Genomic DNA, 13,697 nt, shown 5'->3' on the forward strand with positions numbered 1-13,697 from the left:
TCCCGGGGGACGTGCGTCCCGGGGGACGTGGGTGGCGGGCACGCCATCATGCTAGAAGCGGGGCAAGGCGCCGCGCGAAGGCGCCGCGAAAAGACCACGGGAGACCCCATGCCGAAGCCGGATCGCCAAGAGTCTCGTTCACGCCAAGAGCCCCGTCCGCCCGAACTGGCGACGCCGTGGCGCACGGAGGCGCGCGCCGCCCTCCAGGCCGAGGCCCGGGCCTTCGCCCGCGACGTGGTGATGCCCATCGCCGACGAGTGCGATCCGCGCAAGGCCGAGATGCCGCGTGAACTCATCGCGCAGATGGCCGAGAAGGGCTGGTTCGGCATCACCATCCCGAAGGAGCATGGCGGCCTCGGCCTCGGGGTGTTCGAGTATTGCCTCGTCTCCGAGGAACTGGCGCGGGCGTGGCTGTCGGTCGGCAGCATCCTGGCGCGGGGACAGGGCCTCGGCACGCAGGTGCTCGACGAGGCGCGCCGGGCCGAGCTCCTCGCCCGCTCGGCCCGGGGCGCGTGGATCGGCAGCATCGCCCTGTCGGAGCCCACCGCCGGCTCGGATCTGGCCGGGGTCCAGACCCGGGCGGTCCGCGAGGGCGACACCTGGGTGCTCACCGGCACCAAGCGCTGGGCGGGGTTCGCGCAGGCCGCCGACTTCGTCGAAATCCTGGCCCGCACCCGCGATCCGGAGCCCGGCGAATCCCGTTCGGCCGGCCTCGAGCCGTTCCTCGTGGTCAAGCAGCCGGGCACCTTCCCGGACGGCATGACCGCGCAGGTCATCGACAAGATCGGATACCACGGCTTCCTCACCTTCGAGCTCGCACTCGACGGCGTGCGGGTGCCCGAGAGCGACCGGCTCACGGGCCTCTACGGCGACCAGGGCGCCGACGCGGATGCGGGCGGCTTCGCCTCGGTGCAGCGCGGCCTCAACATCGCGCGGGTGCACACGGCGGCCCGCGCCGTCGGCGTCGCCCGGGCGGCGGTGGAGGATTGTCAGCTCTACCTGCAGGAGCGCGAGCAGTTCGGCCATCCCATCGGCGACTTCCAGGCCCTGCGCTTCGCCCTGGCCGACATGGCGGCCGAGGTCGCTCAAGCACGGGCGTTCTGGCAGCAGGTGGCCCACCTGCTCGACGCCGGCGAGGCGGCCGAGAGCGAATCGGCCATGGTCAAGCTGCTCGCCACCGAGATGGCCGTGCGGGTGACCAACCAGGCGATGCAGCTCCACGGCGGCAACGGCTACACCACCGAGCGCCGGGTCGAGCGCTACTGGCGCGACGCCCGCCTCACCACGATCTTCGAGGGCACGAGCGAGATCCAGCGCCGGATCATCAGCGACCGGATGCTGCCCCGGCCGTGAGCGCATGTCCGGGGCGGGGGTTGTCGCCTCATGCGGCGTCCGGCTGATCGCCTCAATTCGAGTTGCCGGTCGCTGCCAGATGACGCGGAGCGCGGGTCCCCTCTCCTGAAAGGAGAGGGACAGGGTGAGGTGTGGGACTTATTCGGAGAGTCCACACACCTCACCCCAGCCCTCTCCTTTCAGGAGAGGGAGCACCCGTGAGCCTCACGCCCGCATCCGGATGCCGTCAGGGGTCCTGTCTCTGCACGAGATCGACCCATTCGCGATTGTGTGAATCCAGTACCCCAAACAGGAGAGGGAGCACCGGTACGCTTCAGGCCCGCATCCGAATGCAGTCCGATGCCCCGCCTCCGCACGGGATCGTCCCATCCGCAGGTGTGTGATCCAGTCCCCTTTCAGGAGTGGGAGTCTGTCGTCCTCTGCGCCGACTTATGAAGGCTCGCGAAAGTGGCCTCAGGTAATGTGGATCGGGCCTACCCCTTCCAGCCCTTCAGGGCGGCGAACGGGCTGCTCGACGGGTCGGGCGGGGGCGGGTTGAGGATCGGCTCGACCTGGGCGACGGCGTCGGCGAGGGAGAAGGCCGAGCCCGTGGGCAGCTTGCCGCCGGCGGCATCCTTGTGGCCGCCGCCGCGGAACCGGCGGGCGCCCTCCAGGGCCGTCTCGTCGTTGGAGCGGAACGACATGTTGCCCGTGCGCTGGACGTTGAGGACGCGCTTGGCCTTGCCCGCGTCCATGATGAGGTCCGACACCCGCTGGAACGTCCCGGAATCAAGGCCGAACGACAGGTAGGTCCCGTCCGAGAGCGGCTGGAACAGGTCGGAGCGGGCGAGCACCCGGGCGATGCGCATGCGGGTGGTGAGGCGGGGGTCGTCGGTGCCGTCGCCGGCGAGGTAGCCGTCGACGATGCCCGTGCGCAGGGCGCCCACGCTCGCCTCGAGTTCGGCGGGCGAGGCCCCGGCGCGTAGGCGGCCAGCGAGGGCGACGAGGAGGTCGCTGACGAAACGGTCGTGCCAGGCATGGCCGATGGGCACGAGGTTGGAGACGTTGTCCCAGAACACCTCGTCGAGGGCGTGGCCGCCCGGGAAGGTCGGCCGGTCCTTGCGCCACAGGTCGACGGCGTCCACGGCCTCCACGAGGGCGAGGAGGTCGGCGTCGCCTTGCGTCGCATCCGGCGCATAGAGGGCACGGCGGTGATAGGCGAGCTTCGTGGCGCAGCGGCCCTCGTCGATGAGGACGACGATGGCCGGATCGTCGAGGTCGAACCGCATCACGCCGGGGTCGTCGGCCTCCGGCACCGGTTCGAGGGTCTGCTCGCGCAGGCGGTCGATGGAGGAGGCGTGGTGATCGAGGACGATGAGGCGGTGCCGCTCGGCCTCGGCCCGGCCCCGGTTCATCGCCGCGAAGTTGCGGATGAAGGTCACCGCCACGGGCTCGAGGCCGAGATCGGTGAGGATCAGGGTCTCGGGCTGGCGCGTCCGGCCGAGGCGCTTCAGCTCCCCCTCGACCACGGGACCGACGTCGCTGTAGCGCGGCACGTGGACGATGCGGGAGACGGGCACGAAGCGGCCGACGATGGTGGAGGCGCCGTAGCCGTCGAGGTCGTGATGGGTGATCTGGGTGACGGTCAAGACGGGGTCCTCGGCGAGCGGCGCACCGGGCTTATGACGGGTTTTCCCGCGGCCCGCGACTGGAACGTCGCGGATCGCGACCCGAACGGCTCAGGTGGTCTGCTTGCGGGCGAACACGGCGCCGGCGAACAGGACGGCCGCGCCCCCGGCGATGAGGCTGATCATGAGGAGGCGGCGGGGCTGCTGCGCGGATTCGGCCTTCACCGGCTGGACGATCATGCTGAAGAACTCGACCTGCCGGCTGGCGATGATGCGCGAGCGCTCGTAGGCGGACAGGACCTTGGCGAAGTACTTCTCCGCCTCCTCGCGGTCGCTCTCGAAGGCCTCGAACTTGGTCAGGGCATCGGCCAGGATGCGACGCTGCTCCGGGTCCTCGCTCGCCGACTGGCTCTCGATGCGGGCGATGGCGTCGTCGAGATCCTTGATCTGGGACTTGATGTCCACGATGCGGCGGGATTCGGGCCCGAGGTCGCGCTGGCCGAGGCTGAGCTGAACGGCGAGGTTGATCCGCGCCGTGCGCAGCTCGCCGATCACCTTGAGGTTGCCCTCGTTGGTCTTCTTGGCGTCGAGGACGCCCTCGCGGTTGCGCAGGCTCGCCAGGGCGAGGCGGATCTTCGTCATCCGCTCCTCGGCGAGCTTCAGCTCGCGGGCGCTCTCGGCCACGGCGTCCGCCCGGGCCCGGTCGCTGAGCGCATTCACCATGCGCTCGCTCTCCTTGAGGATCGCCTGGGTGAGGGCCAGGGATTCGGCCGGGTCGAAGGCGTTGACCGTCAGGCTGATGATGCCGGAGCCGCTCTCGATCTTCGTAGCGACGCGCTCGTTCCAGTAGTGCACGAAGCGCTCGATGGGCTTGTCGGCGTTGAAGCGCGACAGGTAGTCGATGCCGTCCCGGGCGAACATCTCGCGCACGGGCAGGTCCTTCTCCAGGACCTCGATCATCGGACGGCTGTGGATGTAGTTGATCGCCACCAGGCTGTCCTGGGCCACCATCTGGGAGACGACGCCCTTGCTGGTGCCGACCTGATCGGACGAGGCCTTCTCGGTGGAGCCCAGGGCCGGCCGCAGGGCGAAGCGGGCCTCGGTGACGTAGCGGTCGGAGGCGAGGAGTCCGTAGTAGATCACCCCGAGGAGCGTCGGCAGGGCGAAGCAGAGGGCGAACAGGATCGGGATGACGGGGTCGGACTTGTTGTGGCTCTGGTAGGACCGGATGCCCTTCTTGCGGTCGGCGAAGCGCGAGACGCGCGCGACCTGGCGCAGGGACTCGGCCACGGCGTGCGAGCGGTCGGCGGTGGTGACGGGCTGGCCCGTGGGGGTGCGGATCTCGACGCTCATGTCTCGACGCTCATTGGGCCTTCGCCGTCCGTTCCGTTCGGGGCGCCGCCCTCCGCCGCGCGCCGATGATCCCTAGTCCCCCGCCGAAACGGCGAAAGCATGTCCGAGGGCGCGCCGCGGCGGGCGGGACGGCCTCAGGCGTTGAGGCGGCGATAGACCTCGATGGCGTCGTTGACGTCCTCGTACAGGATGGCGCGCCCGTTGATGAGCACGATGCCCTGCTGGCACCAGGTCCGGATCGTCTCCATGCCGTGGGAGACCATGATCACGTTGGAATTGACGCGGCGGGCCGCGAAGGCCTCCTCGCAGCGCTTCTGGAAGCGCGCGTCGCCCACGGCCGTGACCTCGTCGATGAGGTAGCAGTCGAACGGGATCGCCATGCTCATCCCGAAGGCGAGGCGCGAGCCCATGCCGGAGGAGTAGGTCCGGATCGGCACGTCGAGGTAGCTGCCGAGCTCGGAGAAGTCCTCGACGAATTCGAGCACCTTCTTCGGGTCCTCGCCGTAGATGCGGGCCACGAAGATGATGTTGTCCCGGCCCGTCATCTGCGGGTGGAAGCCGCCGCCGAAGCCGAGCGGCCACGACACCCGCATGGTGCGGTTGACGCGCCCGCGCGACGGGGCCTCGGTCCCGGCGATGAGGCGCATCATGGTGGACTTGCCGGCGCCGTTGATCCCGAGGATGCCGTAGCTCACGTTGGGCTTGAGCGTGAACGACACGCGCTCGAGGATCGTCCGGCGGTGCCCGTCCGTCCGGTAGATCTTGGTGACGTTCTCGAAACGGATCACGGTCGGCTTGGCGCTCCGGGGGACTCGTGCCCGGGGAAGCCGGACGTGCGGATGATCGCCGACGAAAACGGCGAATCTGAGGGCCCTCGGTCTCGCTGCGCCCAGGCGCGGCCGGCCAAAAATCGTCACGTCGCGCCCCGAACCGTGGAATCGCGCCTTGCACCCCGCCGAGACGGCTTGTACAGCGTGCCACCCGCGCCATCGCGGCGACCCTGCAGGCCCCCGGTTCAACCACCCGGACGCCGTCGGTCGCGATGCGGGGGCTGGAGGGGTGGCCGAGTGGTTGAAGGCGCACGCCTGGAAAGTGTGTATACCGGAAACGGTATCGCGGGTTCGAATCCCGCTCCCTCCGCCACGCCTCAACCGCACCACACGATGAACCGGCCGGACGACATCCCGGCCCGGCGATCGGCGTAATCGCCATGCCGGCCTACCGCTTCACCGTCACCATCGACGATCACGCGCCGCACGAGCCGGTGTTCCGGCATCTGCGCGATGCCGATGCGGCCTTCGACGAGGCCGGGCGGCTCGCGCGGGAGATCTGGGCGGCGAGCGGCGACCGGCGGCTGATGCGGGCCGTCGTCGTCGTCACCGACGCGGAGGGGGACATCGTCCTCGAATTCCCCTTCACGGAAGCCATCACGGGGCCCTGACATGCGAACGGCGCCGGTGGCAGGAGCCGCCGACGCCGTCCGCAGTGAACGAAAAAAACTCAGTCGAGCTTCGAGGCTTCCGGGCAGGCGGCCCGGATGGTCTCCGGCAGGGCGGCGAAATCGATGTAGCCGGCTTCGCGCGCCATGGCGTCGAGGGCCGCCACGGCGTCGGCGGCGCTGCCGGTCCACAGGACGGCGCCGTTGGTCTTCTGCTTGATCTGGAAGATGCTCATGATGCGTTCGCCCAGGCTGCTGCGGGATGCTTGAGATGAGAACGCGCGTGGGCTGCCGCGGTTGCAGCCATGCCCGCACGCCTTCGTTTTTCCCGCCGCGTCGCCTAGGATCGCGGGCCGGAACGATGCGGGAACGCCTTGAAAAGGTCCGTGTCGGGCGTCACGGCTCCGGGCCTACATCACCGGCCCGGTGGGCGCAGGACGAGCGAATTCGAAGCCCCATGCGCGCGCGACAGTTTCTGCCGGTCCTCTTCCCCGTCCTGTTCGCGATTGCGGGCGCCGCGCAGGCCGCCGAGACCGCCGCCGTCCCCGACGCGGCGGCCCTGGCCCCCGCCGTCACGGTGGTGCCGGCCGAGGCGCGCGAGGTGGTCGAGCGGGCCGTGGTCACCGGCACCCTGGTGCCCCGCGACGAGATCCTGGTGGCGCCCGAGATCGAGGGCACCCGCATCACCGAACTCCTGGTGGAGGAGGGCGCACGGGTGGAGAAGGGCCAGCCCCTGGCCCGCCTGTCCCTGGAGATGATCGTCACGCAGGAGGCCGCCAACGCCGCCGCCCTGGCCCGGGCCGACGCCGCCATCGTCCAGGCCCGCAGCCAGATCATCCAGGCGGAGGCGGCGCAGACCGAGGCCAACCTGGCCCTCGAGCGCGCCCGCAGCCTGGTGAAGACCGGCAACGCCACGGCCGCCGTCCTGGAGCAGCGCGTCTCGGCCGCGCAGGGCGGGGAGGGGCGTGTCGCCGCCGCCCGCGGCGGACTCCAGCTCGCCGAGGCCGACCGGGCCACCGCCCGCGCGCAGGGCTCCGAGATCGCCCTGCGGCGCGCCCGCACGGACATCCGCGCGCCGGAGGGCGGCATCGTCAGCCGGCGCACCGCCCGGGTCGGCGCCACGGCGAGTGCCGTCGGGGAGCCGATGTTCCGCCTCATCGCCCGCGGCGAGATCGAGCTCGAGGGCGAGATCCCGGAAGTCTCGATGCCGCGCCTGAAGCTCGGCGATCCCGTGACCCTCGAGGGCGAGGAGGGCCGGACCCTCACCGGGCGCGTCCGCCGCATCGACCCGGAGGTCGACCGGATGACGCGCCTCGGCCGCGTCCGCATCGCGCTTTCGCCCGACCCGTCCCTCCGCATCGGCGCCTTCGCCCGCGGCAAGGTCGAGGTCGCGCGCCGGCGCGGCATCGGCGTGCCGCTCTCGGCGGTGCTCTACGCCACGGACGGGGCCGCGTCGGTGTTCGTGGTGAAGGACGACCGGGTCGAGGCCCGCCGGATCGTGCCGGGACTCGCCGCCGACGGCATCATGGAGGTCCGCTCGGGCATCCGGGCCGGCGAGGCCGTGGTGGCGCGCGCCAGCTCGTTCCTGCGCGACGGCGACCGGGTGCGGGCGGTCCGGCCGGCGACGGCCGCCGCCGACGCCGCGCCCCGCTCAGAACCGCCGCGCTGAGATCGGACCCGACGCCATGCGCCTCAACGTCTCCGCCTGGGCCATCCGCAAGCCGATCCCGTCCATCGTGCTGTTCCTGGTGCTGGTGGTGCTGGGCCTCGTCAGCTTCCGCGCCCTGCCGATCACCCGATTCCCCAACATCGACATCCCCATCGTCGCCGTCACGGTGACGCAGGCCGGCTCCGCCCCGTCCGAACTGCAGACGCAGGTGACGAAGGTGATCGAGGACGCCGTGGCCGGGGTGAAGGGCGTCAAGCACACCATCTCGGCCATCACCGAGGGCATCTCCACCACCACCATCGAGTTCCGCCTGGAGACCAACACCGACCGGGCGGTCAACGACGTCAAGGACGCCATCTCGAAGGTGCGGGTGAACCTGCCGCGCACCATCGACGAGCCGATCATCAACCGCGTCGAGATCGCCGGCCTGCCGATCATGATCTACGGCGCCGCCGCCCCGGCGATGACGCCCGAGGACCTGTCCTGGCTCATCGACGACGTCATCGCCCGCCAGATCCAGGGGGTGAAGGGGGTGGGCGGCGTCGAGCGCCTCGGCGGCGTCGCCCGCGAGATCCGCGTCACCCTGAAGCCCGACCGCCTGCTGGCGCTCGGCATCACGGCGGCGGACGTGAACCGGCAGCTGCGCCTGACCTCCGCCGACATGGCCGGCGGGCGCGGCGAACTCGGCGGCCAGGAGCAGTCGATCCGCACGCTGGCGGGGGCCGCGAGCCTCGACACCCTGGCGCAGACCTCCATCATCGTGCCGGGCAACCGCAAGGTCCGCCTCGACGAGCTCGCGACCCTGGTCGACGGTTCGGAGGAGCCGCGCACCTTCGCGCGCTTCAACGGCGAGCCCGTGGTCGCCTTCGCCATCTCGCGGGCCACGGGGGCGAGCGACGCCGAGGTCGCCACCGCCGTGGCGAGGAAGATCGACGAGTTGCGGGGCAAGCATCCGGGCGTGCGCTTCGACCTCATCGACACCTCCGTCACCAACACCGTCGGCAACTACCACTCGGCCATGCTCAGCCTCGTCGAGGGCGCGGCGCTCGCCGTCATCGTGGTGTTCCTGTTCCTGCGGGACTGGCGCGCGACCCTCATCGCCTCCATCGCCCTGCCCCTGTCGGTGCTGCCGACGTTCTGGATCATGAACACCCTGGGCTTCTCGCTCAACGCCGTCAGCCTGCTCGCCATCACGTTGGTCACCGGCATCCTCGTCGACGACGCCATCGTGGAGATCGAGAACATCGTCCGGCACATGCGCATGGGCAAATCGCCCTACCGCGCGGCCCTGGAGGCGGCCGACGAGATCGGGCTGGCCGTCATCGCCATCACGGCGACCATCATGGCGATCTTCGCCCCCGTGTCGTTCATGAGCGGCATCGCCGGGCAGTACTTCAAGCAGTTCGGCCTCACCATCGCGGCCGCCGTGTTCATGTCGCTGCTGGTGGCCCGCCTGATCACGCCGCTCCTCGCCGCCTACTTCCTGCGGGACCACGGTCCCGAGGACGAGCGCGAGGGCCCGGTCATGCGGGCCTATACCCGCGTGGTGGCGTGGTCGGTGCGCCACAAGTTCATCACCCTCGTGGTCGGGCTGGCGTGCTTTGCCGCCTCGATCCTGTCGACGCGCCTCCTGCCGGCGGGCTTCCTCCCGGCCGAGGACGCGGCCCGCACCATCTTCGTCGTCGAGCTCCCCCCGGGGGCGCGCCTTGCCGACACCACCCGGGTCAGCGACGGCCTCGTCGACCGCATCCGGACCCTGCCGGAGGTGCGCAGCGTCTTCGTCGACGGGGGACGACAGTTGCCGGGCAAGAAGGAGGTCCGGCTCGCCACCTTCACCATCAACCTGACGCCGAAGAACGCGCGGGCTCGCACCCAGAAGGAGATGGACGTCGCCATCGGCGCCCTCCTGCGCCAGGAGCCCGACATCCGCTCCTGGGCCCTGCGCGAGAGCGGCCAGCGCGACCTCACCCTCATCATCTCGGGGCCGGACAAGGCCGTGGTGGCCGAGGTCGCCGCCCGGCTCCAGCGCGAGGCGGCGACGGTGCCCCACCTCGTCAACGTGCTCTCCACCGCCCCCCTCGACCGCACGGAGATCCGCATCCGCCCGAAAGCCGGGGTCGCGGCCGATCTCGGCGTGTCGACGGACCTCATCGCCGAGACCGTGCGGGTCGGCACCATCGGGGACATCGGCGCCAACCTCGCCAAGTTCAACGCCGTCGACCGGCAGGTGCCGATCCGCGTGATGCTGCCCGAGCGCCTGCGCGGCGACCTCTCGCAGCTGGAGACCCTGAAGGTGCCGGTGAAGGGCGGCGCCTCCGTGCCGCTCTCGACGGTGGCCGACCTCAGCCTCGGGCGCGGCCCCACCGCCATCGACCGCTACGACCGCGCCGTCCGCGTGGCGCTGGAAGCCAACATGGAGGGCTCGGACGCCCTCGGCTCCCTCATCGCCGCCGTCCTCGACCTGCCGGCGGCCAAGGACCTGCCGCCGGGCGTCGTCATCCGCCAGACCGGCGACGCCGAGGTCATGGGCGAGGTGTTCGAGGGCTTCGCGCTGGCCATGGGCGCCGGCCTGATGATGGTGTTCGGCGTCCTGGTGCTGCTGTTCGGCAACTTCCTCCAGCCGCTGACCATCCTGTTCTCCCTGCCGCTCTCCATCGGCGGAGCGATCCTCGGCCTGCTGATCTTCAACAAGCCCATCTCCATGCCGGTGGTCATCGGTATCCTCATGCTCATGGGCGTGGTGACGAAGAACGCCATCATGCTGGTGGACTTCGCCCTCGAGGAGATGGCCAAGGGCGTCGACCGGGCCACCGCCATCATCGACGCAGGCCGCAAACGCGCGCGGCCCATCGTGATGACCACCATCGCCATGGCGGCGGGGATGGTGCCCTCGGCCATGGCGCTCGGCATCGGCGGCGAGTTCCGCGCCCCCATGGCCATCGCGGTCATCGGCGGCCTCATCGTCTCGACGGGCCTGTCCCTGATCTTCGTGCCGGCGATCTTCGTCCTCGTCGACGACCTCTCGCGCCTGTTCGTGCGCCTGTTCGCCCGTTTCATCGGCCGCAAGGACGAGCCGGAGGACGGCCCCTTCGCCCTGCCGGCCGCGTCGGCCAACGACCGCAAGGGGTTCTCGCCGCGCATCGCGGCGGAGTGATCGTTTTTCGGTTCGCGGGGGGCTTCGGCGAGGGGATCCACCGATCCGCCGAGGCATTATCGCCGGGAGTGAGGGCGTGGGGCGCGGCGGGCGTCCTGTCCTTCCACAAGCAGCGTGATGGCAAATGAATGCTGGCGCTTGCGTAAACCTTTGGCTCGTTGTGCTCAGCGCATCCCCCTCTCCCCGCCTGCGGGGAGAGGGCCGCAGGCACCCCGTCGTGCCTGCGGCGAGCGGAGGCGAAGCCGCAGCGACGGTGAGGGGGCGCGTCCGGAAGAGGCTCGTCCGGACGCACCCCCTCACCTTCGGCTGCCGCCTCGACGCGCTCCCCGACAGGGGGGAGACGCGTCCCTCTCCCCGCAAGCGGGGCGAGGGGATGCGCACCGGGGCACCGGCTTCTTCGACAACGCCATTCGGCGACGGCTTCAGACCGCAGGCCTCATGGGCGATCATTCTGCCTGGAAAAGGCGGGAGCCAGCGTTGCCCGTAGAATGTGTGAAGGTCGCAGCACCCGCGGGGAGGGGGAAGAACCCTAAAACGAAAACGGCCCGAACCAGAGGTCCGGGCCGCAAAACCAAATCGTAGAAGACCCCGAAAAAGCTCAGGCGCGCTCGGCGAGGCGGCTGGCGGCGAAGCAGAGGCCGCCGGCGATGATGAACAGCACCACGAAGGTCTTCACGGTGGAGTAGAACAGGGCCGGCTCGATGCCCGTATCCGTGTAGAGCAGCAGGCCGATGGCGGCGATGGGCAGGAGCAGGAGAGCCAGGATCGGGGTCAGCGGGTTCATGGGGACACTCAGCCTCAACGCGGACCCGGTGCACCGGCCCGTCGGATCATGATGACGTCCACCCCCTTAGCACTCCGGGGTGCGCGGAGCCAAGGGCGGCGTCAGGCCGGAATCCGAACGGTGGCGCGCAGGCCCCCCAGGGGCGAATCGTGCAGGCTGACGTCGCCGCCATGCGCCCGGGCGATGTCGCGGGCGATGGAGAGGCCGAGGCCGGAGCCGCCGGCATCCTGGCGCGCGTCGTCGAGGCGCACGAACGGCTTGAACACCTCCTCGCGCTGGTCGATCGGGATGCCCGGTCCGTCGTCGTCGATGGAGACGAGGAAGGCCCGGACCTCGCGCCGCCCCACCACCGCGACGGTGTCGCCGTAGCGCGCGGCGTTGGCCGCGAGGTTGAACAGGCAGCGGCGGATGGCGTCGGGCCGCAGGGTGACCTCGGCCTCGCCCTCGATCTCGACGGCCTCCACGTGGGCGCCGAGGCGCTCCACGTCCGTGCGCAGGTCCTCCAGCAGGGCGCGCATGTCGGTGGGCACCGCCGCCTCGCCGGAATCGCCCCGCGCGAAGGCGAGGTAGGCTTCCAGCATCCGGCTCATCTCGTCGACGTCGCGCTGGAGGTCCTCGACGTCGGCCGTCTGGTCGATGAGCGCCAGGGTGAGCTTGAACCGGGTGATGATGGTGCGCAGGTCGTGGCTCACGCCGTTGAGCATGGTCGTGCGCTGCTCCATGGCCCGCTCGATGCGGCGCTTCATCTCGATGAAGGCGTGGCCGGCCTGGCGGACCTCGCGGGCGCCGCGCGGACGGAACTCGATCTCGCGGCCCTTGCCGAAACTCTCGGCCACGGCGGCGAGGCGCAGGATCGGCTTGATCTGGTTGCGCAGGAACAGGATCGCGACGCCGAGCAGCACCAGGGACGAGCCGCTCATCCACAGGAGGAAGATGTGCGAGTTCGAGGCGTAGGCCATGCTGCGCCGCGCCGTGACCCGCAGGACCCCGTCGGGAATCGCCACACGGATCTCGATGAGGCTGGAGCGGCCCACCGTGTCGATCCAGTACGGCCGGCGGATCTGGCGCTTGATCTCGTCGGACAGGACCTCGTCGAGGATCGAGAAGAACGGCCGCGGGCCGGCGACGGGCAGCGTCGCGCCCTTCAGGATGTCGAGGTCGAGGTTGAGGCGCGTCCCGGCGATGCGGGTCAGGGTCTCGGCGTCCTTGTCCTGGGGGTAGCTCTCGTAGACGTCGATGAGGGCGGCGACATCCGCCGTCACCGCCGCCGACAGGCGCCGGGTCACGAGTTGCCAGTGCCGCTCCATGAAGGTGTAGGCGATCACCGATTGCAGCAGCACCACGGGGGCGATGATGATGATGAGCGAGCGCGCGTAGAGGCCCTTGGGCAGCACGTCGCCGATGGCGCGGCTGAGGAGCCGCCACAGGCGGCGCGGCGGCGGCATCCGGGCGAGGGCCGCGAGCAGGCGGTTCAGCGGGCGCGCCTGCGGCATGGGCGATCAGTCGACGGCGAGGCGGTAGCCGACGCCCCGCACGGTCTGCAGGAACAGGGGGTTGGCCGGATCGACCTCGGTCTTGCGGCGCAGGCGGTTGATCTGCACGTCGATGCTGCGCTCGGCCGCCAGCCCGCCGGCGCCCGCCAGGGCCTCGCGCTCGACATTGGCGCCAGCGGCCTGCGCCAGGACGGTGAGAATCTCGCGCTCGCGCTCGGTGATGCGGATGGTCTCGTCCTCGCGGCGCAGTTCGCCCCGGTCGATGCGGTAGGAGAACGGGCCGAAGGTCACGGTCTCGAGGCCGGGCTCGCGGGCCGGGGACCCTTCCGCGCGCCGCTTGATGATGTTGTTGAGGCGCAGGATCAGTTCGCGCGGCTCGAAGGGCTTCGGCAGGTAGTCGTCGGCGCCGATCTCGAGGCCCATGACCCGGTCGTTGGGGTTGGAGCGGGCGGTGAGCATCAGGATCGGCACCCGCGAGGTCTCGCGGACCTGGCGGGCGTAGTCGAACCCGCTCTCGCCGGGCATCATCACGTCGAGCACCAGGGCGTCGAACACGAAGCACTGCGCCTTGGTGCGCGCTTCGGCGACGTTGGCGGCGGCGGTGACCCGAAACCCCTGCTCGTAGAGGAAGCGGCTGAGGAGCTCGCGCACCCGCCGGTCATCGTCGACCACGAGGACGTGGGGCGCGTGGTCGGGCAGCTCGACGCTGGCCTTCAGGCCGGGCAGGGACATCAGGCGGCGCTCCGGGCTCGGCGGGCCATGAGGCGGCGCACGGTGGCGCGCTCCTCGGGCTCGATCATGGCGAGCAGGAAGTTCTGGGCCGAGACGGTCCCGCCCTCCGAACCC

At 70.6% G+C, this 13,697-nt stretch carries 11 protein-coding genes, 1 tRNA gene and 1 pseudogene; 5 read left to right on the top strand and 8 right to left on the bottom strand.

The features are described 5' to 3' along the window. The first annotated feature begins 108 nt into the window (after positions 1–108). Complete coding sequence (locus FV218_RS19280) at positions 109–1,353, top strand: acyl-CoA dehydrogenase family protein (RefSeq protein WP_147711149.1); 1,245 nt, start codon at positions 109–111, stop codon at positions 1,351–1,353. A 473-nt stretch (positions 1,354–1,826) separates the two neighbouring features. Here FV218_RS19280 and FV218_RS19285 read toward each other — a convergent pair whose 3' ends face one another. The 3 genes from FV218_RS19285 to FV218_RS19295 all read right to left on the bottom strand — a co-directional run bounded on the left by FV218_RS19285 (position 1,827) and on the right by FV218_RS19295 (position 5,101). Further along, positions 1,827–2,981 (bottom strand): dimethylmenaquinone methyltransferase, encoded by a 1,155-nt coding sequence (locus tag FV218_RS19285; protein WP_147711150.1) that lies wholly within the window; start codon positions 2,979–2,981, stop codon positions 1,827–1,829. A gap of 90 nt (positions 2,982–3,071) precedes the next feature. Continuing rightward, positions 3,072–4,313 carry a hypothetical protein gene (locus tag FV218_RS19290; RefSeq protein WP_056092492.1) on the bottom strand — a complete coding sequence of 414 codons (1,242 nt, stop codon included), beginning with the start codon at positions 4,311–4,313 and terminating at the stop codon, positions 3,072–3,074. Positions 4,314–4,447: 134 nt separating this feature from the next. Next, positions 4,448–5,101: an ABC transporter ATP-binding protein gene (locus FV218_RS19295; protein ID WP_056092489.1), complete on the bottom strand. Its 654-nt coding sequence runs from the start codon at positions 5,099–5,101 to the stop codon at positions 4,448–4,450. Positions 5,102–5,366: 265 nt separating this feature from the next. On the opposite strand from FV218_RS19295, the gene FV218_RS19300 reads away from it, so the two are divergent. Further along, positions 5,367–5,456 (top strand) — tRNA-Ser (locus FV218_RS19300). Between the two features lie 67 nt (positions 5,457–5,523). Continuing rightward, on the top strand, positions 5,524–5,754 hold the full coding sequence (locus FV218_RS19305; RefSeq protein ID WP_147711151.1) for a hypothetical protein: 231 nt from the start codon (positions 5,524–5,526) through the stop codon (positions 5,752–5,754). Between the two features lie 59 nt (positions 5,755–5,813). On the opposite strand, the gene FV218_RS22895 is transcribed toward FV218_RS19305, so the two are convergent. After that, a complete protein-coding gene (locus FV218_RS22895) occupies positions 5,814–5,987 on the bottom strand; it encodes a hypothetical protein (RefSeq protein ID WP_187273104.1) in 174 nt (57 codons plus the stop codon). Positions 5,988–6,208: 221 nt separating this feature from the next. On the opposite strand from FV218_RS22895, the gene FV218_RS19310 reads away from it, so the two are divergent. Continuing rightward, on the top strand, positions 6,209–7,420 hold the full coding sequence (locus FV218_RS19310) for an efflux RND transporter periplasmic adaptor subunit (RefSeq protein WP_147711152.1): 1,212 nt from the start codon (positions 6,209–6,211) through the stop codon (positions 7,418–7,420). Between the two features lie 16 nt (positions 7,421–7,436). Next, the gene (locus tag FV218_RS19315; RefSeq protein WP_056092479.1) at positions 7,437–10,574 is read left to right on the top strand and encodes an efflux RND transporter permease subunit; all 3,138 of its coding nucleotides are present in this window, start codon (positions 7,437–7,439) and stop codon (positions 10,572–10,574) included. 598 nt (positions 10,575–11,172) lie between these two features. On the opposite strand, the gene FV218_RS19325 is transcribed toward FV218_RS19315, so the two are convergent. From FV218_RS19325 to FV218_RS23290, 4 genes and pseudogenes are all read right to left on the bottom strand, one after another. Beyond that, complete coding sequence (locus tag FV218_RS19325; RefSeq protein ID WP_147711153.1) at positions 11,173–11,358, bottom strand: hypothetical protein; 186 nt, start codon at positions 11,356–11,358, stop codon at positions 11,173–11,175. A 101-nt stretch (positions 11,359–11,459) separates the two neighbouring features. Next, positions 11,460–12,803 (bottom strand): ATP-binding protein, encoded by a 1,344-nt coding sequence (locus FV218_RS19330; RefSeq protein WP_246685190.1) that lies wholly within the window; start codon positions 12,801–12,803, stop codon positions 11,460–11,462. A gap of 54 nt (positions 12,804–12,857) precedes the next feature. Beyond that, entirely contained in the window at positions 12,858–13,583 is a 726-nt protein-coding gene (locus FV218_RS19335) for a response regulator (RefSeq protein ID WP_056092471.1), read from the bottom strand. Beyond that, positions 13,583–13,697 (bottom strand): annotated as a pseudogene (locus FV218_RS23290) (MarR family transcriptional regulator); the annotation flags it as partial. The gene FV218_RS19335 and the pseudogene FV218_RS23290, both read right to left, overlap by 1 nt.

This window comes from Methylobacterium sp. WL69 (genome assembly GCF_008039485.1).
Lineage (GTDB): Bacteria > Pseudomonadota > Alphaproteobacteria > Rhizobiales > Beijerinckiaceae > Methylobacterium.

Bases quoted from the DNA above. Each gene is read 5' to 3' on its own strand.
- FV218_RS19280 (WP_147711149.1), top strand. From the start codon at position 109: ATGCCGAAGCCGGATCGCCAAGAGTCTCGTTCACGCCAAGAGCCCCGT.
- FV218_RS19290 (WP_056092492.1), bottom strand. From the start codon at position 4,313: ATGAGCGTCGAGATCCGCACCCCCACGGGCCAGCCCGTCACCACCGCC.
- FV218_RS19305 (WP_147711151.1), top strand. From the start codon at position 5,524: ATGCCGGCCTACCGCTTCACCGTCACCATCGACGATCACGCGCCGCAC.
- FV218_RS22895 (WP_187273104.1), bottom strand. From the start codon at position 5,987: ATGAGCATCTTCCAGATCAAGCAGAAGACCAACGGCGCCGTCCTGTGG.
- FV218_RS19310 (WP_147711152.1), top strand. From the start codon at position 6,209: ATGCGCGCGCGACAGTTTCTGCCGGTCCTCTTCCCCGTCCTGTTCGCG.
- FV218_RS19315 (WP_056092479.1), top strand. From the start codon at position 7,437: ATGCGCCTCAACGTCTCCGCCTGGGCCATCCGCAAGCCGATCCCGTCC.
- FV218_RS19325 (WP_147711153.1), bottom strand. From the start codon at position 11,358: ATGAACCCGCTGACCCCGATCCTGGCTCTCCTGCTCCTGCCCATCGCC.
- FV218_RS19330 (WP_246685190.1), bottom strand. From the start codon at position 12,803: ATGCCGCCGCCGCGCCGCCTGTGGCGGCTCCTCAGCCGCGCCATCGGC.
- FV218_RS19335 (WP_056092471.1), bottom strand. From the start codon at position 13,583: ATGTCCCTGCCCGGCCTGAAGGCCAGCGTCGAGCTGCCCGACCACGCG.